Source organism: uncultured Nevskia sp., assembly GCF_903885465.1.
GTDB lineage: Bacteria > Pseudomonadota > Gammaproteobacteria > Nevskiales > Nevskiaceae > Nevskia.
Genome location: NZ_CAISIQ010000158.1, coordinates 1 through 24,657, shown reverse-complemented (window position 1 = coordinate 24,657; position 24,657 = coordinate 1). Strand labels below are relative to the sequence as shown.

The window sequence follows — 24,657 nt, the reverse complement described above, 5'->3', positions numbered from 1 at the left end:
CGATCACGGCGGACGAACGCAAGATGGTCCGCTCACGCAGCCCGGTCGGCGGCAAGTACGACACCGCGGTGGATCGGGAGTCCGCCTACGAAAAGCTCGCGGCGCGAGCAGCGCCGGCGGCAGCTGATCAGGCGTCTGCGGCGGCTCCATCGGCCCCACAAGGTGGTGGAGGTTGGTGGGATTCCGGAAGCGCCGCACCTGCACCAACGCCAGCCACACGACCCACCGCACGGCCTTCGAATCGCGAAACGGTATTCGAGACTGCAGCAAAAAGCGTGGTCCGCAGCGTCGGCTCGCAGGTGGGTCGCGAAGTGGGGCGACAGCTGTTGCGCGGGCTGCTTGGTTCGCTGACGGGTGGTACCGGCCGGCGGCGTTGAGTGTTCAGGAGCGCCGAACGAGCGCTTGGGTCTGAAAGAGAGCCCCGGTGTTTTATCGACGAGATGTCAGATAGATGCCCGATTGCAGTCAAGTAAATCTGACGGCCGCTGGTTTGTTGCGTTTTAGCTAGCTTGTTCGCTAGGAATGGCACGCCGTATGCTTTGGCAAGCATGTAAGCTATGTGCGGGATATGTGAAATTCGGCGAATAAGGGCGTTATAAAGCCTGCTGGATTTCCAAACTTCATGACTCAGCTGCGGTCGCTCTCACGAGCGGTCGTTCCCAGGCATGGCCAACTGTTCAATCACGAAAACTTAGCGATCCATACAGGCGGGCAAGTCAGGGACTATCACCGCTACCCCCTTTTATCCAATCATCGAGTCTCGATCATGACCTTGCGAGTTGCCAGCTACCCCGTCGCTATGCTGGCCGTTCTTTTTAGCCTGTCTGCTGCCGCAGCATCGCGGACATCCACGCCGCCTAATGTGTTGATTGATCTGTCGAATTTCAAGTTGACACTTCCGGTCGATAGCAAGGGGAAGGCTAGCGGCAAAGCCGCGACGATCGAGAATCAGCGGCTCAACGGATCGCCTGGTTACACGTCGTCATACTTCTATTCCGACACTGATGGGGCAATGGTGTTTTACTCGCCTTCCAACGGTGCCGATACAAGTCCGGATTCTGGCTCCGACCACACCCGATCAGAACTGCGCGAGCTTTATCGCGTGTCCGGTCCCACCGAATGGACCAACGCCATCGGCGGCACCATGACTGCTAGTTGTCATGTCGACAAAGTCGCTAAAAAATCCGGCAAGGCGATCATCGGACAGATACACGGTCTGGATTCCATGATGATGCTGTTGTACTACAACGCTGCCAAGAAGACCGTCGAAGCTAAATTCCATGCCAAGCCGGGCAGTTCGTCAGTGACGATTTATGTGGTGGCGAGCGATGTGAAACTGGGCGATCGTATCGATTACCAGATTCAATGGATCGGTTCCACGGCTTCAGTCACTGTCAATCGCAACACGATAAACCGGGTTACAAGTTCTTCTTGGAACAAGGTCCCGGTCTACTTCAAGGCGGGAGCCTATAGCTCCGCGCCCACCACGGGCAACGCGTCGGGGGATGCGACAAAAGTGGCTTTTTCAAGTCTGCAACTTCAACACTGAGTGGCATTGCCAAGCGCTGACGCCGCTAAGCGCCTCATTGATAGCGCTTTCGGCGAACAGCTGGCAATGCAACAGGCAATTATCCGGAATCTGGGGCTGAAACAGACTCGACCCGAAGGCGGGATACGCATATCGGCTATCCCGCCCTCCATTTGATCACTCCGCTGTCGTCCACCGCTTGATCCAAGCTAGCACCGCGTTGTGCCACTGCACGCTGTTCTGCGGCTTCAGCACCCAATGATTCTCGTCCGGGAAATGCAGTAGCTGGCTCGGTATCCCACGGCGCTGCAGGGCCGTAAAGGTCGCGATGCCCTGCTCGACTGGAATCCGGTAGTCCTTGCCGCCCTGAACCACCAGCATCGGCACGGTCCATTTGGCGACGTGGTTCACCGGGTTGAACTGTTCGTAGTTCGCCGGCTTTTCGTACTGCGTGCCGAGGTTCTCCCATTCGTCGAACCAGAGTTCTTCGGTGGAATAGGCCATCGAACGGTTGTCGAACACGCCGTCGTGGTTGACCAGGGCTTTCCACGGCGATGACCAGTTGCCGGCGATCCAGTTGATCATGTAGCCGCCGTAGCTGGCGCCGAGGGCAACGGCACGGCTGGCGTCGAGGAAGTCGTACTTGGCGAGTGCTGCGGCATAGCCTTTCTGCAGGTCTTCCAGCGGGCGGTCGCCCCAGTGGCCGGAGATGGCGTCGGTGAACGCCTGCCCGTAGCCGGTGGAGCCGTGGAAGTCGATGAACACTGCCGCGAAGCCGGCGCCTGCGTAGGTCTGCGGATTCCAGCGGTAGTGAAAGTCGTTACTCATGCTGCCTTGCGGGCCGCCATGGATGATGAAGGCGATCGGGTACTTCTTGCCTTTCTCGTAGCCGACCGGCTTGACCACATAGCCATACACGGTGTCGTCGTTCCAGCCCTTGAAACTGAACTGCTCGTAATCGCCGAAGCCGAGGCTGGCCAAGGTCTTGGCATTGTGATCGGTGAGCGCCAGCGGCGCGCTGCCGGACAGCTTGATCTTGTACAGCTGGTTCGGGCTTTTCAGCGTATTCATCGCGAAGATCAGCGAATCACGAGCGAGCGCAAAACCATCGACATGGCCGTCACCGGTCAGTGCCTTGACCTTGCCACTGGCAATCTCGACCGAGAACAGCTTGTGGTTGCCCAGGTCGTCGGCCGCGGTGTAGAGCTTGCGGCCATCCGGCGAGAACTGGAGGCTGCCGGCGGAGCGGTCCCACTTCGGCGCGATCTCACGCGCCGGGCCGACTTTTCCATCCTTGCCGATATCGCGAACCATGATCGCAAGGCGATCGGCCTCGAAGCCCGGGCGCTTCATCGCGCAGTAGGCCAGCAACTTGCCGTCCGGCGACACCACCGGGCCGGTGTCCATGCCCAGGTTGTCGGCAGTCAGGTTTTCCGCCTTCGCGGAGCCATCGGCCGGCACGCGATACAGATCGAAGTTGGTGCTCCAGGATTCGCTGACGCCGGCGATGCGGGCGCCATAGATCACCGATTTGCCGTCGGGCGTGAAGGTGATTTCCTCGTCGCCGCCAAAGGGCTTGCTCGGCACGTCGCCATCGATGCCGGCGCTGAGCCAGGCCGGATTGCCGGTCACCGCGCCTTGGGCGTCGAGTGCGTACGAGAAAAGCTGGGCGCGGGTGCCGTCCTTCCAGGTATCCCAATGGCGGATGAACAGCTTTTCGTACAGCTCGCCGGTGTTCTTCTGCGCTGCGCGTTCGTCGAAACGCTTTTTGGTCGCGGCGAGATCGGCACCGAGATCCGGGAAGCTGTCGACGCTGATGGCGATGCGGTTACCAGTCGGCGCGAGCACGAAGGCGCTGACATCCAGCGGCAATTCGGTGACGGGTTGCGCTTCACCACCAGCGGCGAGATCGAGCTTCCAGACCTGCTGCGAGCCGCTGCGGGTCGACAGGAAATACAGCGCGCCGTCATTGGCCCAGCGTGGCGTATGCGAGGAGCCGGTGCCGGCGGTCAGCTTGCGTGTGGTGCCGGATTCCAGATCGTGCAGCCAGATCGATTGAACGCCCTTGTTGGCCTCGTAATCGGTGGTCCGCAAGGTATAGGCGATGCTGCGGCCGTCCGGCGAAACGCGGGGATCGGAGACTCGTTCTAGGCGCACCAGCGCATCGGCATTGAACGGGGTGATGGCGGGTGCAGCGAGAGCGATTGGCGTGGTCATCAGGGTGGTGAGGCTCAAGGTGGCGGCGAGCGCCAGACGAGAAATGAGGGGCTTGGACATAGCGGGTTCCGAATAGGGAGTGGGCGCAGACGATCAACGCGAGAGCGGCGCGGATGGCTCAGGCCGGGTGGCCGCGCGATACAGCAGCCAGGCGGTCACGGCGAGCACAACCAGGCCGACGAACTGGCCGAACTGGAATTGTGCTGGCAGCGCCAGGATGTCGCCCTTGCCGGAGACCACGATCGGGATCGCAATCAGGATCCCCATCAGCGCTTCGCCGGTGATCAGGCCGGCCGAGAACAGCGTGCCGGGGCGATGGATGCGATCGCGCGCCTCTTCGTCCTGGGCGTCGACCTTGTGGAAGCGCTCGACCAGATGCGCGAGCAGACCACCGAGAAAGATCGGCACCATCAGTTCCAGCGGCAGATAGATGCCGATCGCGGCACCGAGCACCGGCACGCGGAAGTGTGAGCCGCGCGCTTTCAGTGTTTCATCGAGCGCGACGATCACGGCACCAATCAGCGCACCGATGGCGATGAAGTTCCACGGCAGTTCGCCGCCGAACATACCCTTGGCTACCGAGGCCATCAGGTTCGCCTGCGGGGCTGCAAGCGCGTTCGGATGTTCCGGCGTCGGTGCGCCGATGCCGTAGGCGGCGGCGAGCAGATTCAGCACCGGCGCCATCACCAGCGCACAGGAAAAGGCGCCGATGCCGAGCATCAACTGCTGCTTCCAGGGCGTGGCGCCCACCAGATAACCGGCCTTCAGATCCTGCAGGTTATCGCCGCCGACCGAAGCCGCGCAGCAAACCACGGCGCCGATCATGATCGCGGCGACGGCGCCGATCGGTGAATCGCGGCCGAGCAGCAGAATCAGAACCAGGGAAGCGAACAGGATCGTCGCGATGGTGATGCCGGACACCGGGTTGTTCGACGAACCAACGAGCCCCGCGAGGTAGCCGGACACCGACACGAACAGGAAGCCGGCGACGATCATGATCAGGGTCATCGGAATGCTCACCAGCCAATCGTGGACGATCGCCTGATAGAGCAGCGCCAGCGGAATGGTGAACAGCACCAGCGCGATCAGCATCCACTTCATTGGCAGGTCGCGATCGGTTTCGGCGATCACCGTGCCGGCGGTGTTCTTGCGGGCGGCGGCGAGGCCGCTCTTGATGCCGGAGGCCAGAGATTTGCGTAGCGAGAACAAGGTCCAGATGCCACCGGTCAACATGGCGCCGACGCCGAGGTAGCGGATCTTCGCCGACCAGATCGCGTAGCCCAGGTCTTCGGCGCTGGCGCCGGCGATCTTGGTGGCCAGTACCGGATCGGTATCTAGGAAGAACGCATGGTAGATCGGAATCGCGATCTGCCAGCTGAGGATGCTGCCGCCGACCACGACGATGCCGACATTGAGGCCGACGATGTAGCCGACGCCGAGCAGCGCCGGCGACAGGTTGGCGCCCATGAATGCGAAAAACTTGCCGATGAAGGTGGCACCGATCGCGGCATCGGGAATGATCTTCAGGCCGCTGGCGGCGGCGAGCTTGATGATCGCTCCGAGCGCACCGGAGAAGGCCAGGGTTCGCACGCCGGGGCCGGGATTGTCACCGGCCTTCAGCACTTCGGCAGCCGCCTTGCCTTCCGGGAAAGCGAGCGGTTCTTCGACGATCATCGTCCGCCGCAGTGGCACCGAAAACAGCACGCCGAGCAGGCCGCCGAGGCCCGCGATCGCCAGCACCCAGGAGTAACGGAAGTCCTGCCAGTAGCCGAGGATGATCAGCGCCGGAATCGTGAAGATCACGCCGGCGGCGATCGACGAGCCGGCCGAAGCGCCGGTCTGGACGATGTTGTTTTCGAGGATGGTGCCGCCGCCGAGCACTCGGAGCACCGCCATCGACACCACGGCGGCAGGAATGGCGGTGGCGATGGTCAGGCCGGCGAACAGGCCGAGATAGGCGTTCGCCGCGGCGAGGATCATCGCCAGGATCACCGACAGCACGACGGCGCGAACCGTCAGCTGCGGCACGGCAGGAGGTGAGGCAGATGCGCTCATGGAGTTCTCTGGATAGGGCTTAGACCAACGGCCGCATACCAAGCTTCGGCCGTCGGGAGGATGGCCGATTGTGACATGAGCAAATCCGGGTTCAGAGCTGGCTTAACGGGCCGCCAGAAACCTTCGCCATCAAGGCGCCGGCTTCACCAGCAGCATGCGATCGATGTCGGCGAGATCGGTCTCGGTCAGCCGTCCGGCCTGCTGTTTCAGAGTCAGTACGCTGATCAGATAGTCGTAGCGGCTCTGATAGAAGGTGCGCTGGGCGATATACAGATTGCGCAGCGTGTTCAGCACGTCGACCTCGGTCCGGGTGCCGACCTGCAGGCCGACCTGGCTCGATTCCAGCGCCGTCTGATTCGACTTCACCGCCTGCATGTTGGCGCGCACCGAGGCGATGCCGGAGATCACGCCCTGATAGGCGTCGCGGGTCTGGCGTTCGATCGAACGCCTGGAGCCTTCGAGCTGTGACTGGCTCTGATGGAAGCTGGCCGCAGCCTGGCGAACCTGCGACTGGGTCAGGCCGCCGCTGAAGATCGGCAGACTGACGTTGACGCCAACGGTGCCGCGATCGGCATTGGTCTGGAAATCCGACGAATTGGTATTCGAGCCGTAAGTGCCGGTCAGATTCAGCGTCGGATAGTGGCGCGCATAGGCCACGCCGACGGCCTTCTCGGCCACGGCGGTGTTGAGTTCCGCGATCTGTACGGCGTAGTTCTGATCGCGTGCGACCTTCAGCCAGTCATCGACGCTGACCGGGTCCGGGCTCGGCAGCGGAATTTCCTCGATCAGGCCTTCGGCCGTTTCGGCATAGCCGTTGGTGATTTCGGCCAGCGCGCGCCGGGCGTTGGATTGCGTGCGCTCGGCGCCGATCAGCGTCGCCACGCTGGCGTCGTAGGCGGCTTGCGCTTCTTGCACGTCGGTGATCGCGGCGAGGCCGACTTCGAAACGCTTCTTCGCCTGCAGCAACTGGCGCTCGTTGGCGTCGCGCTCGGCGGTGTTGGTGCGTACCGCATCGCCCGCTGCCAGCACGTTGAAATAGGCCTGGGCAACGCGCAGGATCAAGGCCTGCTGGGCATCACGGTAGGTTGCTTCAGCAAGCGCGACCTGGGAATCGGATTGCTTCAGCAGCCGCCAGGCTTCGAAGCTCCAGATGGTCTGCGACAGCGACACCTGGTACTGATCGGCGCGGTTGAAATAGGCGCTGGGCCGGACATTCTGGGTGGGATCAGTCTGGATCGCATCGCCGCCGGTATCGATCTTGGTGCGCTCCAGCGAGCGCCCGGCCTGAGCCGTCAACTGCGGCAGGAAAGCCGACAGTGCCTGCGGCTTGGCTTCCACCGAAGCATCGCGCTGGAATCGGGCCGCGGCCAGTGTCGTGTCCTGATCGAGTGCCTTGCGATAGGTTTCCAGCAGATCGTTCGCCGGGACGAGGGTGGGCGTCAGGGACAAGGACGCCAGCAGGGCGCGGGCAAGGGGACGGCGCATGAACATGAATCTTCCTGGGTTCGATGGGGGTCTTACGGGCGCGGGGCCATTTCAGCGAGATTCAATAACGGGGAATGCGGGTGTCGATGACGCGCGACCAGACGTCGATGCCGCCTGTTAGATGCGATACATCGGCAAAACCGTTGCGCTCCAGCAGACGCCCCGCCATCTCGCTGCGGACACCGTGATGGCATAAGACGGCGATCGGCGCCTCAGGGTTTAATTCGCTCATTCGGGCACCGAGTTCGGCCAGCGGAATATTGACTGCGCCGGGCAAGGCGGCAATCTCGATTTCCTCGGGCAGTCGCACGTCGAGCAGCACGGCGTCAGCTCGCGCGATCAGCGCCTGGAACTGTTCGGGGTCGAGATTGCGCATCGTGGTGACGGTGTCTACGGACTGTGAAGGCCGCAGCCTAGCACGCAGAAAAGCCTTGTCCGGGCTGAATTTCCGGGGTTTCCGTTCAGCTTTGCCTAGCTTTACGAAGTCTGTTCCGAAAGCGGTTCCAAGCGCAGTGCGCCGGCCTAGACCGCGCGATGTCGATCTGTTTCGCGGCCTGCCCGAGCAAGGTGTCAATCGTCGTCGACCGCGCCGACCGCTCGCGGTCGGAATATCCTGTGGTCATCCACGTTTTGATATCTGGGCCAACTCCATGAAGTCGATCCACATCTGGCTTGCCGAATACAGCGACAGTCATCGCAATCCGGTCAACAAGCGCCTGCACTGGCTCTGCGTGCCGCCGATCGTGCTGACGGTGTTCGGCTTCCTGCGCGCGATTCCCGGTGGCGATGCGCTGATCAACGCGGCAACCGTGGCCGGCATGCTGACCTTGGTCTATTACTCGCTGCTGTCCTGGCGGTTGATGCTGGGGCTGGTGCCGGTGATCGCCATCGTGCTGACGCTGGTTCAGATCAGTTACGCCGCGCTCGGCGGCTGGCATCTGCCGCTGATGGCGACAATCTTCGTGCTGGCCTGGATCGGCCAGTTCATCGGCCATCGGGTGGAAGGCAAGAAGCCCTCGTTCTTCAAGGACGTGCAGTTCCTGATGATCGGCCCGCTGTGGCTGCTGGCTGACGTCTACCGCCGTGCTGATTTGCCGCTGACGTCGTCCGATCGACGCTGATTCGTCTGTCCGCTCGCGGCTCGCTCAGGCTGCGTTCAGGCACCGCGGTTATTCTCAAGCTCCGTTGCTCGAGCAGCGCGAACGCGTGCGACCATCTGCGGTCTGAGCGTATGCCGGATAGAACCAAAAGAAGAAGGTGATGAACCATGATGCTTCGTAAACTTGCGCTGCTGGCCTGTTCCTTTGCGATGACCCTGGGGCTTGCCACGCCCGCGAGCCTGCAGGCCGAAGAGCCGCCTGCCGAGCCTGCGATCGAGCAGGGCAGTGCCGGCGGTGACGTGCCGCAGGAAACTTTTTCCGAAGAGGAAACCGTGGCGGCTGCCGAGAAATTCTTCGGCGGCACCACCAGCGGTCTCGCCAAGGCGATCGAGAAAGCGTTTTCGGAACTGGGTCGCCCGGTGGCTTACATCATCGGCAGCGAAGGCTCCGGCGCGTTCGTCGTTGGCCTGCGGTATGGCGAAGGCAATCTGGTCTACAAGGGCGGTGGCTCGACCAAGGTCTACTGGCAGGGGCCGTCCGTGGGCTGGGACATCGGCGGCAACGCTTCGAAGGTGTTCACGCTGGTCTACAACCTGCACTGGACCAAGGATCTCTACCAGCGCTTTCCTGGCGTCGACGGCAGCCTCTATGTAGTTGCCGGCATCGGCTTGAATTACCAGCGCGCTGGCGACATCACCCTGGCGCCGATCCGTACCGGTGTTGGCCTGCGCGCCGGTGCCAACATCGGCTATCTCGCCTACACCCGCGAGAAGCGCCTCAACCCGTTCTGAAGCTGGAATGGCTCGTAGAGACGGCCGCCTTCGGGCGGCCGTTGTCGTTCAGGCGAGCGTGATCGCGATGCGCCGGAGCAGTTCGCTGATGTCGCTTTCGTCGTGATAGACGCCGAAGCCGATGCGCAGACGATCGTCGCGGTAATCGCAGATCACCTCGGCTGCTTTCAGCTGTGCCTGCAGGGCGCCGGCCTGCGGCGTGCGAAAGCACAGGAAATTGCCGCGCGGCTGGCCGCGAGCCGGAATCAGCAGCTTGCTGTTCAACAGCGGCAGCGACAGCTTGTCGAGGCCATCGAGAAACTGATCCTGCAAGGCGGCGACTCTGGCGTGGATGCGGGCTGGCGTCAGCTTCTGCGCGTGTAGCCAGTCCATCACCGCATTGAGCCGGTACAGCGCGGTGGGATCGTAAGTGGCACCCATCATCCGCAGGCCACCATCGGCGTAGCCGACCTGCACCGGGCCGGTCGACAACTCGGCAAAGCCGGCGAACCAGCCGGTATTGACCGGGCGCAGCGCGTAGTTCGGCGGACAGTGCATGAAGCTGTTGCCTTCACCGGACATTGCGTACTTGTAGCCGCCACTGAGATAGAACGCGCGATGGGCGATCGCCGACAGATCGGTGTGCACGGCCATGTAGCCGTGATAGCCGTCGATGATCACCAGGGTTTCCGGATCACGGACCGCGCTGACGATCGGTGCCATCTCGTGCACCAGCCAGCCGCTGTTGTAGAAGCACTGGCTAAAGTAGACGAGGTCGTGACCGCCGCGGGCGGCGGCCTGCGCGAAGCGTTCGGCAAAGGTCGCGAACGGTTCCACCGGCACCCGCTCGACAACTGCCTTGCCGGCTTCATCAAAGCGCTGCATCTGCCGGTTGAAGCTGTGGAACTCACCGTCGGTAGTCAGTACCCGGATCGGCTGGCGCTCGATCGACGAGATCGCCCGCATGAACAGTTCATGCGTGTTGCCGGCAAAGCAGATCGTCGACGGGTCCGGCAGATGCAGGATGGTCGCGACATGCGCCTGCGCCGCTGGAATCACCGTGTTGAATACGCGCTGCCACTTGTCGTCGACCAGCTCGGCGGCATCGAGCCAGGCCTGCATCTGAGCGTCGAAGCTGACATCGGGCCAGGGATGATGGCTGTGGGCAGCCACGTGCAGGCGTGAAGGCCGCGCGGTCAGGAATCGCGAGAAGTGCAGCTTCCAGGAATGGTTCATCACTAGCCTCTATCCATCCAGCGTTTTTACGAAATGGAACGAGGTGATCTGCAGGCCCTCGCGGAAATAGAACTTGTGCGCTTTCAGACGCGGCGTGCCGGAGTCCAGGGTCAGCTGGGTGCAGCCGACATCGCGTGCCTTCGCTTCGCACCAGGCGAGCAGAGCCTTGCCGACACCGCTCGAGCGGTGGCCGGCATCGGTGACCAGATCATCGATATACAGCTCGCTGCGCGAAAAGGTCTTTTCGAGAATGCGCCAGACCGTCAGGCCGAGCACCTGGCCGTTCTCGACGGCGACCAGCATCTGCGCGCCGCCCGCGAACACGCGCTGCATCTGGCCGAGGTAGTCCGGCATCAACTGCGGCCGCAGCTGTCGATGCACCGCCTCGGCCTGCGGCAGCCACTCGCCGGCGACGATGCGGCCTGCGGAATCGGTGATCTCGATGATCTGCGTCATGGGCCGGACTCGCGACAGTGGGCTTGGCAGCGGGTCGGGCAGTCTGGGGGCATGTCGGATGCGCTGCAAATTCCGTCGCCGGAACGCGTGATCGCCAGCATCGACAGCTTCACCGTCTGGCTGCTGGACGGGAACTCCCGGCTGCTATGATCGGTCCACGTTGGCGTGGCTCGAGTGCCAATTTACCTTTTGTTTACAAGGAGCAAGACCTGATGAGTACGCCCAATCCATTCCGCAGTGTTCCGGTTGCCGGAAGCACTGCGTCACGCGGTGGCAGCAGCGCGCTGAGCACCAATTCGGTGCTGCGCAATACCTACCTGCTGCTGTCGGCGACCTTGCTGTTCTCGGCGCTGATGGCCGGCGTCTCGATGGCGATCGGCGCGCCGCGCGGTGCCGGTATGATCTGCTCGCTGGTCTCGCTGGGTCTGCTCTGGTTCGTGGTGCCGCGCACGGCAAACTCGGCAAACGGCATCTGGGTGGTGTTCCTGGTCACCGGCCTGCTCGGCTTCGGACTTGGCCCGGTGATCAACAGCTACATCGGCCGTTTCGCCAATGGTTCGCAGATCGTCATGATGGCCTTCGGCCTGACGGGTTCGATCTTCGTCGGCCTGTCGGCCTACGCGGTGAAGTCCGGCCGCGATTTCAGCTTCATGCGCGGCTTCGTCTACGGCGGCGTGATGCTGGCCTTCGTGATGTCGATCGGCCTGCTGGTGGCATCGATGTTCGGCTTCTACTTCCAGCCTCTGGCGCTGGCCATCTCGGCGATGTTCGCGCTGCTGATGTGCGGCATGATCCTGTCGCAGACCTCGGACATCATCCACGGTGTGGAAACCAACTACATCCTGGCGACGATCAGCCTGTACGTGGCGATCTACAACCTGTTCGTCAGCCTGCTGCAGCTGCTCGGCTTTGCTGCCGGCGACGATTGATCCACGGCGCTGCAAAGAAAAACCCCGCGTTGATCGCGGGGTTTTTCATGTCCGGTGCTACTGACCTAGTTCAATTGCCAGCTGTGTAACGCAGTAGATCGAAGCCTTGAATGGTGGCGTCGATGCCATCCAGCGCGGGGCCGAACAGGCCGACATTCAATGCCGTGTCGGGCAGTACGCTGGCGTCATCGCCCGGCCAGTTGTGACCGTTGCCGACGGCCGTGGCAAGCACGACTCTCCGCCCGCCAGCGCAGCTGGTCGCGTAATTGAACCGGATGGTCGCGTCGCCATTGATCAGCGTCGCCATGCGATCACTGCCGGTGCACTGGTCGAAGGTCTTGAAATCCGCGTAGTTCTCGGGAACGGCGCGAGTCAGGTTGAGCAAACCGTTGTAAGGAACGATCGGATCGGACGTGCCATGAACGATGACCAGGCCCACCGGCCGGTTGGGGCGGCAGGTCGCTGCCGCTTCAGCGGTCTGGGTGCCGGCCACCGCAAGCACGGCTTCGACCTGATCGGCACGGCCGCAGGCGTAGAAGTAGGCCATCGGCGTGCCGTTCGACAATCCCGACACATACAGCGGTGCGCCGCTCGCGCTGAAGCGGTTGCGGGCATCGGCCACCACGCCGTCCAGCAACTGCAGATTATTCTCGACGGCCTGGTTGACCATGGTCGGCCAGCGCGACAGCAGTCCGGTGTTCGGCGAAGGCAGGCCCAGCAGTGGAAGCGTCAGCAGGCCGCCGTCACCCGGCGCCTGCGGGACCAGCACCAGAACGTTGCGCGCCTTGGCCAGCTCGCTCATCCGGATCAGATTCGCGTAGTAGCTGGTGTTGGCATTCAGATAGTGCAGCGCCATGTAGATCGCCGACGGCGTACCACCTCCGGCCGGCCGGATCGCCAGGTACTGGGTAGTGAAGCCACCGCCGGACGCGCTGTTCGAGGTGACTTCCACGCCATCGCAGGGAATGACCGTGGTGCGGCTGGTCAGCAGATCCAGACCGGAAACCAGCGGGCAGAACTTGGCGCGATTCAGCGCCGGATCGCAGTTCTCGCCAGCGGCGACCCGGTCGGGCGTGAAGTCGTTCTGGCATGACGTGGGGCTCGGCGTGCCGCCGCCCGTGCTACTGCCACCCGTAGTAGTGCCGCCGCCGCTGGTGCCGCCACCGGTCGTTCCGCCACCGGTCGTCCCGCCGGTGGTGGTGCCAGTTGTGCCGCCAGTCGTGCTGCCACCTCCTCCGTCATCCGTGCCACCACCGCCACCGCAGGCGGCAAGTACCAACGCTAAAGCCGCCGACAGGACCAGACGGTTCACGGTTGTCAAAGGTATTGCCCTCAAGTGGTTAGCAGCCAATGGAGGCGGAAGTTTACCGACTCGGTCTGCCACTTGTTATAAGGGTATAACCGCCGTCCGTCGGGCCGCGGGGCTTGGAATCAATCCCCGTAGAATGCGTTTTGTGCACTTTGTCGACGCTGTCGACGCCGCTCTGTTTTCTTTCTTGATCTGACCCCTTCTCCTGCACGCCTGGAGACGCTCGGCGACAAGCCGCTGAAGCTCGACTTCCTGTGGGCCGGTTTGTGCATGTGTGGTGCCGCCCACTTCATCTTCCGCTGATCGCACAACCACTTTCTTCCCATCATGTTCAAGGAATATCCGGCGCATGACGCCACCGGCCTCGCCGAGCTGGTTGCCAGGCGCGAGATCAGCGCTGTGGAACTCCTCGATGCCGCGCTCGCCCGGCTCGATGAGGTCAATCCGAAGATCAACGCCTTCTGCGCGCCGATGATCGACGCGGCACGGCAACGCGCCAACGGTCCGCTCAGTGGTCCGTTTGCCGGCGTGCCGTTCCTGATCAAGGACATCGCCCAGAACGTGGCCGGCGTGCCGACCAGCGCTGGCAGCCGCGTGCTGAAGGATTGGCGTCCCGACGTCAGTTCCGAAATCGTGCTGCGCTTCGAGCGCGCCGGCCTGGTCAGCTTCGGCAAGACCACCACGCCAGAACTGGCGCTGAAGGGCTGTACCGAATCCCTGCTGTTCGGCGCCACGCGCAATCCCTGGAATCTGTCGCGCACGCCCGGCGGTTCGTCCGGCGGCGCGGCTGCGGCGGTCGCGGCCGGCATCGTGCCGGTGGCCAGTGCTTCCGATGGCGGCGGCTCGATCCGCATCCCGGCTTCGTACTGCGGCCTGTTCGGTCTCCGCCCCGGCCGTGGTCGGGTGCCGCCGGGGCCGAGTCACGACGAGTTCTGGGAAGGCGCGTCCAGCGAGCACGTGCTGAGCCACACGGTGCGTGATTCGGCACGGATGCTCGACGCCATTCACGGTGCCGACCAGGGCAGCCCGTTCCGCATTGCCGCGCCGGAGCGGCCGTATGCCGAGGAAGTCGGCCGCGATCCGGGGCGGCTGCGGATCGGCTTTTCGACTGCATCGCCAATCAACCAGCCGGTCGATCTCGACTGCGTGCGCGCCGTGCATGAGACGGCAAAGCTGCTGGAAAGCCTCGGCCATCACGTCGAGGAAGCTTCGCCCGAGATCGATGGCGAAGCGCTGGCACGCTGCTATCTGACCATGTACTACGGCCAGACCGCGGCGACCGTCGATCACGCCTGCGAACTGAGCGGTGCGAACGAAAGCGCGTTCGAACTCGATACCCGCGCGTTGGCCGCATTCGGTCGCAGCCTGACTGCTGGCGAATACGTGGCCAGCCGTCAGCGCTGGAACGATTTCCTGCGGGCGATGGGCCGCTTCCACAGCCGCTTCGATCTGTATCTGACGCCCACCGTGGCGCAACCGGCGGCAGGCATCGGCGCGCAGGACACGCCACTGGCGGAAAGAATCGGCCTGCGCGCGGTGCTCAAGCTCGGCCTTGCTCGGCGCCTGCTGGACAGCGGCGTGGTCGACAAGATCGCCGCCAAGAGCCTGGGCCGGGTGCCGTTCACGCAGCTGTCGAACCTGACCTTCACGCCGAGCATGTCGGTGCCGCTGGCGAGCTTCGCCGATGGCATGCCCCTGGGCGTGCAGTTCGTTGCCGCCACCGGCGGCGAAGGTTTGCTGATCAGGCTGGCATCACAGCTCGAGCAGGCGCAGCCCTGGGCAGGGCGGCGGGCTGTGATCTAGGTCCTGCTGACACCGGACGAGGCGCGGCGCGAGCGCTTCGGCGCTTCGGCCACTGGCTTCGGCGCGACGGCTGCGACTCTCGGTCGGCGCACCGGCTTCTTCAGCGCATCGATGCGCAGCAGCAGGTTCGGGTCCGGGCAGCGGGCCATCCAGGTGGCCTTTTCCGATGCGCGGCAGACGCCCGGATAGTCGCCTTCGCGGCCATCGAGTTCGCGGATGATCTGGAAGTGCAGATGCGGCGCCCAGCCGACGTTCTCGTGCGGCTGACCGAGCCAGCCCAGCGGTTCGCCGATGCCGACCTTGCGGCCACGCGGCGACAACTGCAGCGACTGACGCGACAGATGCCCGTACAGCGTGTGGAAGCGGATGCCCTGCAGCTCGTGTTCGAGGATCAGGGTCGGGCCGTAGTCGCCGAACTCCTTGTTGTCGCGCGTTGAATGAACGACGCCCGGCAGCACCGCGTGCACCACGGTGCCAGCGGAAATCCACAGATCGACACCGAGATGCACGGTGCGCGGTTCTTCCGAACCGGTGCCGTAGAGATCGCTCATCCGGTACAGCGCGCGATCCTCACCGTAGCCGCCAGCAGCGAAATCGGCGTTGGCGGCGCGCAGCTTGCGCAGGATCCAGCGATGGAACGCGGCGGCATCGGCCGGGTCGGTGCCTTCCAGGGCGTCCGGGCTGGGGCCCAGGATCAGCGGCAGGCAGCGCTTCGTGTTCAGCGCGAACGAGAGCGGGCTCGCGGCCGGCGTCGTCGCCAGTAACTTGCTGAAGGTGTCGCGTGCCATCGTGCTCAGGCCCCGTCCATAAACCCTGTCATTGCCGAGCGCTGCGCGGGCTAAACCCGGAGCTGGCAACGGCAAACCGTCATTGTGCCGCGTAGCGCGCCGCAAGTCGCCCCCGATTTTCACGATGTGCTCCGTGTACGAGGGTCGAAGTTCGGGAATTGCGCCTGCATCTGCTCGTAAATCTGTCGCTGGGCATCCGTTTCCGGTGCCGGTGTCTGCACCTGGATGGTGACGAACTGATCGCCGTCCGGACTGCCGGGCAGGCCGCGTCCTTTCAGGCGCAGGCGTCGTCCAGACAACGTGCCCGGTGGCAGGTTCAACTCGACGGTGCCGCCCAGCGTCTGCACTGGCACCGCCTTGCCGAGCGCGGCTTCCCAGGGCGCCACGTTGAGGCTCATGTGCAGATCACGACCCTCCGGCTTGAACAGCGGATGCGGCGAGAAGGTCACTTCCAGCAGCAGGTCGCCGCCGCGCGGTGCCTGGCCGGGCAGGCGAATGGTCTGGCCGGAGGCCACGCCCTTCGGAATGCGGACGTTCAGGTTGCGATTGCCGATGGATATATTGCGAGTGGCGCCGCTGTAGGAATCTTCCAGCGCGATCGACAGCGAAGCCTGCTGATCGCGCGGTGGCCCGCCGAAGCCGCCGCCGCCCTGATCGAAGCCGCCGCCCGCGCCACCGGCGCCGCCGAACAGCGTCGAGAAGAAGTCTGAGAAATCGCCACCGCCGGCGCCGCCACCCATGCCGCCACGGCCACCACCGCCCCAGCCGGGCGGCGGCGTGAAGCGCTGACCGTTCTGCCAGTTGGGACCGAGCTGATCATAGGCGGCGCGCTTTTTCGGGTCGCCGAGCACTTCGTTGGCTTCGTTGGCGGCCTTGAAGCGATCCTCGGCGTCCTTGGCCTGATTGCGGTCCGGATGGAACTCGCGCGCCAGCTTGCGATAGGCGCGCTTGATCTCGGCTTCGCTGGCGGTACGCGGCACGCCCAGAATCTTGTAGTAATCCTTGTATTCCATCGTTTTCCGAAAGCGGCGGCGGGGCGTCGACAACCTGTGAAGGCGTCGCTCAATGGCTTGGGGGCGAGCGCCGATCGTTCAAGAGGCCGGCCATGGCGGCGGCGCTCGCGGCCGCCGCGCGAAGTGAAGGATTGGACGTCTGGACGATGTTAACGATCGGTTACGCTACGTCTCCCGCGCGCACCCTCGCGCCAGCCGGCAGATGCCGTCATGCCTTCGCTCTCGCACCACGCCGTACCCAATCTGACCACCGCCCAGACGGCGCCGCTATTGCGCTTCGAAAGCCTGCTGCTGGAACGCGCGGCCGAGATCGAGCGCTGGTTCCGCAATCAGTGGGCGGTGACGCCGCCGCCGTTCTATTGTTCGGTGGATCTGCGCAACGCCGGCTTCAAGCTGGCGCCGGTCGATACCAATCTGTTTCCCGGCGGCTTCAACAATCTGAATCCGGCGTTTGAATCGCTGTGCGTGCAGGCGATCCAGTCGGCGCTCGATCGGGTGATGTCCACGGCTTGCGACGTGCTGCTGGTCCCGGAGAACCACACCCGTAATCGCTTCTATCTGGAAAATGTCGCCACCTTGCAGGGGCTGATCCAGAAGGCCGGCTACACGGTGCGTCTTGGCTCGCTGCGCAGCGATTTGAACGAACCGGAGACCATCACGCTGGATTCCGGCCGCACCCTGCACCTGGAGCCGATCCACCGCGACGGCGATCACGTCTATGTCGGCGATTTCCGGCCCTGCGTCGTGGTGCTCAACAACGACCTGTCGGCCGGCCGGCCGCCGATTCTCGACCAGATCGCCCAGCCGGTGATTCCGCCGCTCGGCGTGGGCTGGAACACGCGTCTGAAGACCCAGCACTTCGGCATCTACCGCGAAGTGGCGGCCGAGTTCGGCAAGCTGCTCGGCATCGATCCCTGGTGGGTCGATCCGCTGTTCCGCAACTGCGGCCAGATCAATTTCAAGACCCGCGAAGGCGAGGACTGCCTGGCCTCGAACGTCGAATTGCTGCTCGAAGACATCGCCGAGAAGTACCGCGAGTACGGCGTCAAGGACGAGCCGTTCGTGATCGTCAAGGCTGATGCCGGCACTTACGGCATGGGCGTGATGACGGTGCGCAGCGCCGACGAGATTCGCAACATGAATCGCGACGCGCGCAAAAAGATGGCTTCGGCTAAGGAAGGCAACGAAGTCACCGGCGCGATCATCCAGGAAGGCGTCTACACCTTCGAGCGCTGGGGTGACGAGCAGGCCACTGCCGAGCCGGTGGTCTACATGATCGATCGCCACGTGGTCGGCGGCTTCTACCGCGTGCACGGCGGCCGTTCGAACATCGAAAATCTCAACGCGCCAGGTGCCAGCTTCCAGCCATTGGCATTTGCGGATCCGTGCAACTGTCCCGACACCGCGCAGAACCCGGATGCCTCGCCGAACCGCTTCTACGCTTACGGCGTAGTCGCTCGCCTGGCCTTGGTGGCAGCGGCACGGGAAACGGCCAACGCCCAGATGCGCGAGCCGAGCGTTGCCGAAGTCGCGGCCTGAAGCCTTACCGAGCTGGAGGCTTTGATCCGATGATCAAGCTGCTGCTCTGGCTGCTGCTGTTCGTGTTGTGCTGGCCGCTCGCGCTGCTGGCGCTGGTTCTGTATCCGCTGTTCTGGCTGATCGCGCTGCCGTTCCGGCTGATCGGCATCACTTTCGAAGGGCTGTTCGCGTTGCTGCGTGCCGTGCTGATGTTGCCGGCGCGGTTGCTCGGCGGCGGCCCGCGCAACTCAAACTGAACCCCGCTCCATGTCCATCCTGCTGACCCCCGATTCCGACCTGCCGACCTTACCGCTGGCGCCTGCGCCGTGGTCGCTGACCGGCAGCGGCTACATCCTGATGGTCAAGCTCCCGGCCTCGGTGCTGGACGATCCGCGCCACGTGCCGCCGGAACTGCGCGGCAAGCGCAGCGGCAAGTACGCGACGGTAATGCTGGTCGATTACGAGGATTCGGCCGTCGGCCCGTACCGGGAGCTGCTGTACATCCCGGGCAAGTTTCCGTTCAAGGGTGGGCCCAGGACAAAAAACTACCAGTCGATCACCCGCATCTATGTGTCGAGCATGGAATCGGTGGTCAACGGACGCCGTAACTGGGGTATTCCGAAGGACGTGGCCAGCTTCGATTACCGCTACGGCGTCGATGGCATCGATCGCTTCGATACCAGCCTCGATGGCAAGACCTTCGCCAGCTTCACCTTCAAGCCCGGCAAGCTGAAGTGGCCGTTCTCGACCGCGATGGTGCCGAATGCCCTGCTGCAACTCGCGCAGCTTCACGGTGGTCAGCAGTTCGTCTACGCGCCTTCGGCGAGCGGAAAATTGCAGTTCGCGAAGCTGCTGGACTGGTCGTTCGACAGCACGCTGTTCCCGGACTTGAGCCAAGGCAAGGTCGTGGCCTGCGTCAAGGTGGCGCGCTTCACGATGGGCTTTCCGGTGTCGGTAGTGACGCCGGCCTGAGATAGCGGCCGTTTGCTGGCGGCCGCAGGTTTCCCCCGCATGAATGCCGTAACCAGACGATGAACCTCGGCATCGGCGAGTTCTATTCCCTGAGCTGCGCGCTGGTCTGGGCGATCGCCGTCGTGCTGTTCAAGAAGGCCGGCGAATCCTTGAGCCCGTTCGCGCTGAACCTGTTCAAGAACACGCTGGCGGCGAGCCTGCTTGGCCTGACTGTGCTGTTCGTGTCGCCCGCCGTGCCGGCGTTGCCGCCTTTATCGTTGCTGCTGATCCTGCTGTCTGGCTGGCTCGGCATCTGCCTCGGCGATAGCTATTACCTGCGCGCGCTGAACCAGATCGGCGCTAGCCGCATGGCGGTGGCGCAGACCCTGTATTCGCCGTTCGTGATCGGCCTGTCGGCGCTGTTCCTCGGCGAGCATCTGCGTGGGCCGCAATGGCTGGGTGCTTCGCTGGTGCTGCTCGGCGTCGTGCTGGTGACCTGGAGCCGCGATCCGACGCGTAGCGCGATCGATACCCGCAGCCTGAGAGTCGGCACTGCGATCGGTGTGCTGTCGGTACTGCTGATGGCAGTCGGGATTGTCATCGCCAAGCCGATGCTGGCGCTGCACGATTTCCTCTGGGTGGTCTGGCTGCGCCTGATCGGTGGCTTGATCGGCATGGCGCTGATCGTGGCCTGGCGACGCAACGGGCCGGCGGTGATCGCCGAGTTCCGCAGCGTGCGTCACTGGCCGCAGGTGATCGCCGGTTCGGTTGCCGGCAGCTATCTGTCGATGCTGCTGTGGCTGGCCGGGTACAAGTACACGAACGCTTCGGTATCGGCGGTGCTCAACGAAACGGCGGCCGTCTTCATCGTGCTGTTCGCGGTGCTGTTCCTGCACGAACGCGTGCGGCCTCGGCAGTACGCCGGAATCGCACTGGCGATGCTCGGTGTTGCGCTGGTAGTGCTGCGCTAGCGACGCATATTTGGCGCACTTTTCAATGATTTAAGCGGCTGTCGTTGGGCCCGCGCCGCCCATCGCGCCTCGATTGCGAAGGCTCGGCAAGCGGTCGCAAGGTCTTCACGAAATCTCTCCACAACTGAAGAGCAAGTCGTGAATAAATACTACTCATCCTGGTTCGTTCGCGGCGCTGCGGCGCTGCTGCTGTCACTGTCATGGAATGCCACTGCAGCCGTTGCCAAGACGGCGACCGTCACCGGCAGCATCGATCCGGTCAGCGGTTTCCAGACCCTCAGCAGCGTCCTGAAGCGGACCTGGACGGTGCTCAACGGCAGCTATGTGCAGACCACGTCGAACACCACGGCCATCGGGGCAACGATCAAGGTGGCTGGCGTCAGCCGCCGCTACGTCATCGTGCGGCCGAACCCGGCTCCGGCGGGCGCACCGGTGCTGCTGCTGCTCCACGCCAACGGCGTGACGCCGGAGAACATGGCGAACCTGACTGAGGTGGCCGACTACGTGCAGACCCAGGGTTTCTGGGCCGTGCTGCCGGCCGCGATCGGCGGCACCTGGAAGGATGATCCGAGCACCAGCAACAAGGACGACACGCTATTCATCTCGGCGCTGATCGATACGCTGGTCACTCAAGGTGTCGATGCCAGCCGTGTCTATGCCGCTGGCTATTCGAACGGCGCTTTCATGGCCGAGCGGCTGGCCTGCGAGCTGTCGGACAAAATCGCCGCGTTCGGCATCAATGCCGCGACCCTGCGCACCGGCCTGGCCAATGTCTGCGCGCCGACCAAGCCTCGCGCCAAGGCTTATCTGCTGGGCACCGCCGACACCATCGTTCCTTACGACGGCTACTTCAACATGAAGTCGGCGCTGTCGACGATGGCTTACTGGAGCAGCAAGCAGGCCTGCGGCGGCGTCCTGGCCAGCGCGCTTCCGGACCGCGCCGCCGATGGCACCACGGTGCAGCTGACGCGCTACACCGGCTGCAATGGCGGCACGCTCGAGAACCGGCTGTACACGATCACTGGCGGCGGTCACGCCTGGTCCGGCGGCCTGACCGGCGCGCAGTACGTCACCAGCCAAGACCTCAAGGCCACCGGCGTGATCTGGAGTTTCGTCAGCGCTTACCGGCGCTGAGGGTCGGCGCGATTCATCGGGCTATTCGGGCAGCACGTCCGACAACGGCACCGGCTTGAACGAGCAATCGGCGTTCAGGCCGGATTCCGCCAACGGCAGGCAGCGCAAAGGCCGCTGTTCCGACAGGCCGTTGATCACCTCGCCTTTCGGGCAGATGCGCAGTTCGGCCATCTGCTGGCTGCGGCAGATCACCAGGCTGCGGCAGCTTTTCGGGTTGAGGTAATCGCCATCGGCCTCATCCGCGCAGAAGCTGGCGTCCGGCGCCGGTTCCGGTATTTCCGCCGCCGCAGCGGGCGGTGGCGGCACCTCACGCTGGCAGGCGCCCAGCACGAAAACCATCATCAGGACTGACAGGCAAGCACAGCGGTTCATGGGCGCTTCCGGAACGTTTAGGCGAGCTTAGCGTCAGACTCCTTGGCGATATAGCCCGCAGGCCCGTTGCGGGCTGGAGTCGATCGAATGAATCAGTGGCTGACAGGAGCGGTGATGGCTTTGACCTTGTTCGGTAGCGGCATCACCGCCAGCGCCGCGGCGGAAACGGCAGGCGACGATCCTTATCTGTGGCTGGAAAACGTTGATGGCGATCAGGCGCTGGACTGGGTCCGCGCCCGCAATGCGGTCTCGCAGAAAGAGCTGGAAGCCTCGGCCGATTTCAAGCCCATCCACGAGCGGCTGCTGAAGATCTACGACTCGAACACGCGCATCCCGTTCGTCACCAAGATCGGTGCGCATTACTACAACTTCTGGCGCGACGCGAAGCAGGTGCGCGGCGTCTGGCGGCGCACCAGCCTGGCCGAATACCGCAAGCCGGAACCGGCCTGGGAAACGGTGCTCGATCTCGATGCGCTGGCCGCCACCGAAAAAGAGAATTGGGTCTGGAAGGGCGCGTCCTGCGTGCATCCGGATAACGACCGCTGCCTGCTCAGCCTGTCCCGCGGCGGCGGCGATGCCGTGGTGATCCGCGAGTTCGATATCAACAAAAAGAGCTTTGTTGCCGATGGTTTCCAGCTGCCGGAAGCGAAGTCCGATGTGGTCTGGGCCGATCGCGACCGGGTGTTCGTCGCCACTGATTTCGGTGCTGGCTCGCTGACCGACAGCGGCTATCCGCGCATCGTTCGCGAATGGAAGCGCGGCACGCCGCTGGCCGATGCGGTGCAGGTGTTCGAAGGCGCCAAGGAAGACGTGGCGAGCGGCGCCATGGTCGTCGATTCCGGCGGCCATCATCACGAGCTGATGCGCCGCGCGACGACCTTTTACAGCGGCGAAAGCTGGCTGCGGGTCGACGGTGAATTCAAGCGTCTGGACGTGCCGGACGACGCCCAAGTCGGCCTCTGGCAGGACCAGCTGACCGTCGAACTGCGCAGCGATTGGGCGATCGGTGGCAAGACCTATCCCGGTGGTTCGTTGCTGGTCATCGGTCTCGCCGATTTTCTCGGCGGCAAGCGCGTGTTCGCCAGCCTGTACACGCCGGGGCCACGCAAATCGCTAAGCGGCCTCGCCAAGCTCAAGTCCGCGCTGATCGTCAACGAACTCGACAACGTCCGCAGCAAGCTCTACGAGCTGAAGCAGGTTGATGGCCAGTGGACGCGTACCGCGATCGACGCGCCGGCCTTCGGTGCACTGGGCGTGTCGGCTATCGACGATGACGAGTCCAATGACTACTGGTTGACCATCACCGATTTCCTGACCCCGACCAGCCTCCACTACGGCACGCTCGGCAAGCCGGGCAGCGAACATCTGAAGTCGCTACCCAGCTACTTCGATGCCAAAGGACTGGAGATCAGCCAGCACGAGGTGAAGTCGAAGGACGGCACCCTCGTGCCGTATTTCCAGGTGTCGAAGAAGGGCCTCAAGCTCGACGGCAGCAATCCCACCTTGCTCTACGGCTACGGCGGTTTCGAAGTGTCGATGCAGCCGGGCTATGGCGCCGGCATGGGCGCGGCCTGGCTGGAGCGCGGCGGCGTCTACGTGCTGGCCAATATCCGTGGCGGTGGCGAGTTCGGCCCGGCCTGGCATCAGGCGGCGCTGAAGGCGAATCGCCAGCGCGCCTATGACGATTTCATCGCCATCGCCGAAGACCTTCGCCGCCGCAAGCTGACCAGCCCGAAGCATCTCGGCATCCAGGGCGGCTCCAACGGGGGCCTGCTGATGGGCGTGATGCTGACTCAGCGTCCGGACCTGTTCGGCGCGGTGGTCTGCCAGGTGCCGCTGCTCGACATGCGCCGCTACAACCAGCTGCTGGCTGGCGCTTCGTGGATGGGCGAATACGGCAATCCCGACGTTCCCGAGGAATGGGCCTGGATCTCGAAATACTCGCCGTACCAGAACCTCAAGAAGGACGCGAAGTACCCGAGAGTGCTGTTCACCACCTCGACCCGCGATGACCGCGTGCACCCCGGCCACGCCCGCAAGATGGCCGCCCGCATGGCCGAACAGGGCCATGATTTCCTGTACTACGAAAACATCGAAGGCGGCCACGGCGGCGCAGCAAACAACCAGCAGCAGGCCTACATGAATGCGCTGGCCTATAGCTTCTTCTGGAAGCAGCTGCGCTAGCCACACGGAACAGCAGCAACTTCGAAGACAAATTCCCTACACTCGCCGGCACAACCAGAACAAGTGCGAGTGAGGAGTCGGTCATGAACAAGCGGATGCGGGCGCTGTTGCCAGGCCTGATGGCGGGGCTGTTGCTGTCTGCCTGCGACAACAAGGGTTCGTCAGCAACGGATCCCGATGGCAACTCTGTCGATCCCGGCACTCCGCCGCCAGTCGTCGAGTGCAGCAATCCATTGCCGGCCGGCGCCTTCGATCGTTCGCTGGTCGTCAACAGCCCGTCGGATTCCGATGCTTCGACCAACCCGACGCCGACCTCGACGATCTACTTCACCGTGCTGCTGCCCGAGCGTTGCCCGGGCGTCGGTTATCCGCTGGTGCTGCACAGCCACGGCTACGGCGGCAAGCGGCTGCGCACGTTGGCGGCGACCGGCAGCCTGCCGACCAATGACCCGCACTTTCCGTCGATCGATGCCCTGACCCAGGCCTTGCCGCGCCATGGCTATGCGGTGATCAGCGTCGATCAACGCGGCCACGGCGAATCCGCTGCCAACACCAAGGCGCGGATCATCGATCCGGCACTGGAAATCCAGGATCTGCGGCGCATCCTCGACTGGGCTTACGACAACGCCGCGGCGTTCAACTTCCAGACCGAGACCGGCACCGGCATCGATCGCGATCTGAAGGTCGGCACCATCGGCTACAGCTACGGTGGCGGCTACCAGATGACGCTGGCCGCGCTTGATCCGCGCATCGATACCATCGTGCCGAACGGCACCTGGAACAATCTGCTGTACGGCCTGCTGCCTGGTGATGGCGTGAAGCTGGGCTTCGATGGCCT

At 63.7% G+C, this 24,657-nt stretch carries 23 protein-coding genes; 13 read left to right on the top strand and 10 right to left on the bottom strand.

The window, feature by feature from the left end:
- Positions 1–377 (top strand): helicase HerA-like domain-containing protein (locus QZY06_RS05930; protein WP_295681522.1); only part of this gene is annotated, 377 nt, incomplete at its 5' end.
- Positions 378–766: 389 nt separating this feature from the next.
- Positions 767–1,549 carry a polysaccharide lyase family 7 protein gene (locus QZY06_RS05925; RefSeq protein WP_295681519.1) on the top strand — a complete coding sequence of 261 codons (783 nt, stop codon included), beginning with the start codon at positions 767–769 and terminating at the stop codon, positions 1,547–1,549.
- Positions 1,550–1,705: 156 nt separating this feature from the next.
- On the opposite strand, the gene QZY06_RS05920 is transcribed toward QZY06_RS05925, so the two are convergent.
- The 4 genes from QZY06_RS05920 to QZY06_RS05905 all read right to left on the bottom strand — a co-directional run bounded on the left by QZY06_RS05920 (position 1,706) and on the right by QZY06_RS05905 (position 7,661).
- Entirely contained in the window at positions 1,706–3,805 is a 2,100-nt protein-coding gene (locus tag QZY06_RS05920) for a S9 family peptidase (RefSeq protein WP_295681516.1), read from the bottom strand.
- A gap of 33 nt (positions 3,806–3,838) precedes the next feature.
- Positions 3,839–5,800, bottom strand: a complete 1,962-nt coding sequence (locus tag QZY06_RS05915; RefSeq protein WP_295681513.1) for an OPT family oligopeptide transporter — start codon at positions 5,798–5,800, stop codon at positions 3,839–3,841.
- 129 nt (positions 5,801–5,929) lie between these two features.
- Positions 5,930–7,285, bottom strand: a complete 1,356-nt coding sequence (locus QZY06_RS05910; protein ID WP_295681510.1) for a TolC family outer membrane protein — start codon at positions 7,283–7,285, stop codon at positions 5,930–5,932.
- A 61-nt stretch (positions 7,286–7,346) separates the two neighbouring features.
- On the bottom strand, positions 7,347–7,661 hold the full coding sequence (locus tag QZY06_RS05905; RefSeq protein WP_295681507.1) for a rhodanese-like domain-containing protein: 315 nt from the start codon (positions 7,659–7,661) through the stop codon (positions 7,347–7,349).
- A 274-nt stretch (positions 7,662–7,935) separates the two neighbouring features.
- Here QZY06_RS05905 and QZY06_RS05900 point away from each other — a divergent pair, with 274 nt between their 5' ends.
- Together QZY06_RS05900 and QZY06_RS05895 are read left to right on the top strand one after the other, a co-directional pair.
- Positions 7,936–8,406, top strand: coding sequence for a DUF962 domain-containing protein (locus QZY06_RS05900; protein WP_295681504.1), 471 nt, complete (start codon positions 7,936–7,938; stop codon positions 8,404–8,406).
- A gap of 149 nt (positions 8,407–8,555) precedes the next feature.
- A complete protein-coding gene (locus QZY06_RS05895; RefSeq protein WP_367275575.1) occupies positions 8,556–9,176 on the top strand; it encodes a DUF1134 domain-containing protein in 621 nt (206 codons plus the stop codon).
- Between the two features lie 48 nt (positions 9,177–9,224).
- Here QZY06_RS05895 and QZY06_RS05890 read toward each other — a convergent pair whose 3' ends face one another.
- Both QZY06_RS05890 and QZY06_RS05885 read right to left on the bottom strand, forming a co-directional pair.
- The gene (locus QZY06_RS05890) at positions 9,225–10,391 is read right to left on the bottom strand and encodes an aminotransferase class V-fold PLP-dependent enzyme (RefSeq protein ID WP_295681498.1); all 1,167 of its coding nucleotides are present in this window, start codon (positions 10,389–10,391) and stop codon (positions 9,225–9,227) included.
- 9 nt (positions 10,392–10,400) lie between these two features.
- Positions 10,401–10,847 carry a GNAT family N-acetyltransferase gene (locus QZY06_RS05885; RefSeq protein WP_295681495.1) on the bottom strand — a complete coding sequence of 149 codons (447 nt, stop codon included), beginning with the start codon at positions 10,845–10,847 and terminating at the stop codon, positions 10,401–10,403.
- Between the two features lie 212 nt (positions 10,848–11,059).
- On the opposite strand from QZY06_RS05885, the gene QZY06_RS05880 reads away from it, so the two are divergent.
- Complete coding sequence (locus QZY06_RS05880; protein WP_295681493.1) at positions 11,060–11,776, top strand: Bax inhibitor-1 family protein; 717 nt, start codon at positions 11,060–11,062, stop codon at positions 11,774–11,776.
- A gap of 70 nt (positions 11,777–11,846) precedes the next feature.
- Here the strand turns inward: QZY06_RS05880 and QZY06_RS05875 are convergent, their stop codons facing one another.
- Complete coding sequence (locus tag QZY06_RS05875; protein WP_295681490.1) at positions 11,847–13,088, bottom strand: hypothetical protein; 1,242 nt, start codon at positions 13,086–13,088, stop codon at positions 11,847–11,849.
- Positions 13,089–13,412: 324 nt separating this feature from the next.
- On the opposite strand from QZY06_RS05875, the gene QZY06_RS05870 reads away from it, so the two are divergent.
- A complete protein-coding gene (locus tag QZY06_RS05870) occupies positions 13,413–14,888 on the top strand; it encodes an amidase (RefSeq protein ID WP_295681487.1) in 1,476 nt (491 codons plus the stop codon).
- Here the strand turns inward: QZY06_RS05870 and QZY06_RS05865 are convergent.
- On the bottom strand, positions 14,885–15,676 hold the full coding sequence (locus QZY06_RS05865; protein ID WP_295681484.1) for a peptidoglycan DD-metalloendopeptidase family protein: 792 nt from the start codon (positions 15,674–15,676) through the stop codon (positions 14,885–14,887). The genes QZY06_RS05870 and QZY06_RS05865 overlap by 4 nt on opposite strands.
- 119 nt (positions 15,677–15,795) lie before the next feature.
- Positions 15,796–16,689 (bottom strand): DnaJ C-terminal domain-containing protein, encoded by an 894-nt coding sequence (locus QZY06_RS05860; RefSeq protein WP_295681481.1) that lies wholly within the window; start codon positions 16,687–16,689, stop codon positions 15,796–15,798.
- A 210-nt stretch (positions 16,690–16,899) separates the two neighbouring features.
- Here QZY06_RS05860 and gshA point away from each other — a divergent pair, with 210 nt between their 5' ends.
- The 5 genes from gshA (at position 16,900) to QZY06_RS05835 (ending at position 21,263) form a co-directional block, all read left to right on the top strand.
- Entirely contained in the window at positions 16,900–18,228 is a 1,329-nt protein-coding gene (gene gshA, locus QZY06_RS05855) for a glutamate--cysteine ligase (RefSeq protein WP_295681479.1), read from the top strand.
- 29 nt (positions 18,229–18,257) lie between these two features.
- Positions 18,258–18,464, top strand: a complete 207-nt coding sequence (locus QZY06_RS05850; protein WP_295681476.1) for a hypothetical protein — start codon at positions 18,258–18,260, stop codon at positions 18,462–18,464.
- Positions 18,465–18,474: 10 nt separating this feature from the next.
- On the top strand, positions 18,475–19,179 hold the full coding sequence (locus QZY06_RS05845) for an acetoacetate decarboxylase family protein (protein ID WP_295681474.1): 705 nt from the start codon (positions 18,475–18,477) through the stop codon (positions 19,177–19,179).
- 59 nt (positions 19,180–19,238) lie between these two features.
- On the top strand, positions 19,239–20,129 hold the full coding sequence (locus QZY06_RS05840) for a DMT family transporter (protein WP_295681471.1): 891 nt from the start codon (positions 19,239–19,241) through the stop codon (positions 20,127–20,129).
- Positions 20,130–20,267: 138 nt separating this feature from the next.
- Entirely contained in the window at positions 20,268–21,263 is a 996-nt protein-coding gene (locus tag QZY06_RS05835) for a PHB depolymerase family esterase (RefSeq protein WP_295681468.1), read from the top strand.
- Between the two features lie 21 nt (positions 21,264–21,284).
- Here the strand turns inward: QZY06_RS05835 and QZY06_RS05830 are convergent, their stop codons facing one another.
- Positions 21,285–21,635, bottom strand: coding sequence for a hypothetical protein (locus QZY06_RS05830; protein WP_295681466.1), 351 nt, complete (start codon positions 21,633–21,635; stop codon positions 21,285–21,287).
- 87 nt (positions 21,636–21,722) lie between these two features.
- Here QZY06_RS05830 and QZY06_RS05825 point away from each other — a divergent pair, with 87 nt between their 5' ends.
- Both QZY06_RS05825 and QZY06_RS05820 read left to right on the top strand, forming a co-directional pair.
- Positions 21,723–23,819 (top strand): prolyl oligopeptidase family serine peptidase, encoded by a 2,097-nt coding sequence (locus QZY06_RS05825; protein WP_295681463.1) that lies wholly within the window; start codon positions 21,723–21,725, stop codon positions 23,817–23,819.
- Positions 23,820–23,902: 83 nt separating this feature from the next.
- On the top strand, positions 23,903–24,657 hold a 755-nt coding region (locus QZY06_RS05820), incomplete at its 3' end, for a CocE/NonD family hydrolase (RefSeq protein ID WP_295681460.1).

What these genes read in the sequence shown, in the direction of transcription:
- QZY06_RS05880 (WP_295681493.1), top strand. Translation starts at nt 11,060, where the DNA reads ATGAGTACGCCCAATCCATTCCGCAGTGTTCCGGTTGCCGGAAGCACT.
- gshA (WP_295681479.1), top strand. Translation starts at nt 16,900, where the DNA reads ATGCCTTCGCTCTCGCACCACGCCGTACCCAATCTGACCACCGCCCAG.
- QZY06_RS05920 (WP_295681516.1), bottom strand. Translation starts at nt 3,805, where the DNA reads ATGTCCAAGCCCCTCATTTCTCGTCTGGCGCTCGCCGCCACCTTGAGC.
- QZY06_RS05870 (WP_295681487.1), top strand. Translation starts at nt 13,413, where the DNA reads ATGTTCAAGGAATATCCGGCGCATGACGCCACCGGCCTCGCCGAGCTG.
- QZY06_RS05845 (WP_295681474.1), top strand. Translation starts at nt 18,475, where the DNA reads ATGTCCATCCTGCTGACCCCCGATTCCGACCTGCCGACCTTACCGCTG.
- QZY06_RS05915 (WP_295681513.1), bottom strand. Translation starts at nt 5,800, where the DNA reads ATGAGCGCATCTGCCTCACCTCCTGCCGTGCCGCAGCTGACGGTTCGC.
- QZY06_RS05895 (WP_367275575.1), top strand. Translation starts at nt 8,556, where the DNA reads ATGCTTCGTAAACTTGCGCTGCTGGCCTGTTCCTTTGCGATGACCCTG.
- QZY06_RS05865 (WP_295681484.1), bottom strand. Translation starts at nt 15,676, where the DNA reads ATGGCACGCGACACCTTCAGCAAGTTACTGGCGACGACGCCGGCCGCG.
- QZY06_RS05830 (WP_295681466.1), bottom strand. Translation starts at nt 21,635, where the DNA reads ATGAACCGCTGTGCTTGCCTGTCAGTCCTGATGATGGTTTTCGTGCTG.
- QZY06_RS05850 (WP_295681476.1), top strand. Translation starts at nt 18,258, where the DNA reads ATGATCAAGCTGCTGCTCTGGCTGCTGCTGTTCGTGTTGTGCTGGCCG.
- QZY06_RS05900 (WP_295681504.1), top strand. Translation starts at nt 7,936, where the DNA reads ATGAAGTCGATCCACATCTGGCTTGCCGAATACAGCGACAGTCATCGC.
- QZY06_RS05890 (WP_295681498.1), bottom strand. Translation starts at nt 10,391, where the DNA reads ATGAACCATTCCTGGAAGCTGCACTTCTCGCGATTCCTGACCGCGCGG.
- QZY06_RS05905 (WP_295681507.1), bottom strand. Translation starts at nt 7,661, where the DNA reads ATGCGCAATCTCGACCCCGAACAGTTCCAGGCGCTGATCGCGCGAGCT.
- QZY06_RS05860 (WP_295681481.1), bottom strand. Translation starts at nt 16,689, where the DNA reads ATGGAATACAAGGATTACTACAAGATTCTGGGCGTGCCGCGTACCGCC.
- QZY06_RS05925 (WP_295681519.1), top strand. Translation starts at nt 767, where the DNA reads ATGACCTTGCGAGTTGCCAGCTACCCCGTCGCTATGCTGGCCGTTCTT.
- QZY06_RS05840 (WP_295681471.1), top strand. Translation starts at nt 19,239, where the DNA reads ATGAACCTCGGCATCGGCGAGTTCTATTCCCTGAGCTGCGCGCTGGTC.
- QZY06_RS05825 (WP_295681463.1), top strand. Translation starts at nt 21,723, where the DNA reads ATGAATCAGTGGCTGACAGGAGCGGTGATGGCTTTGACCTTGTTCGGT.
- QZY06_RS05885 (WP_295681495.1), bottom strand. Translation starts at nt 10,847, where the DNA reads ATGACGCAGATCATCGAGATCACCGATTCCGCAGGCCGCATCGTCGCC.
- QZY06_RS05910 (WP_295681510.1), bottom strand. Translation starts at nt 7,285, where the DNA reads ATGCGCCGTCCCCTTGCCCGCGCCCTGCTGGCGTCCTTGTCCCTGACG.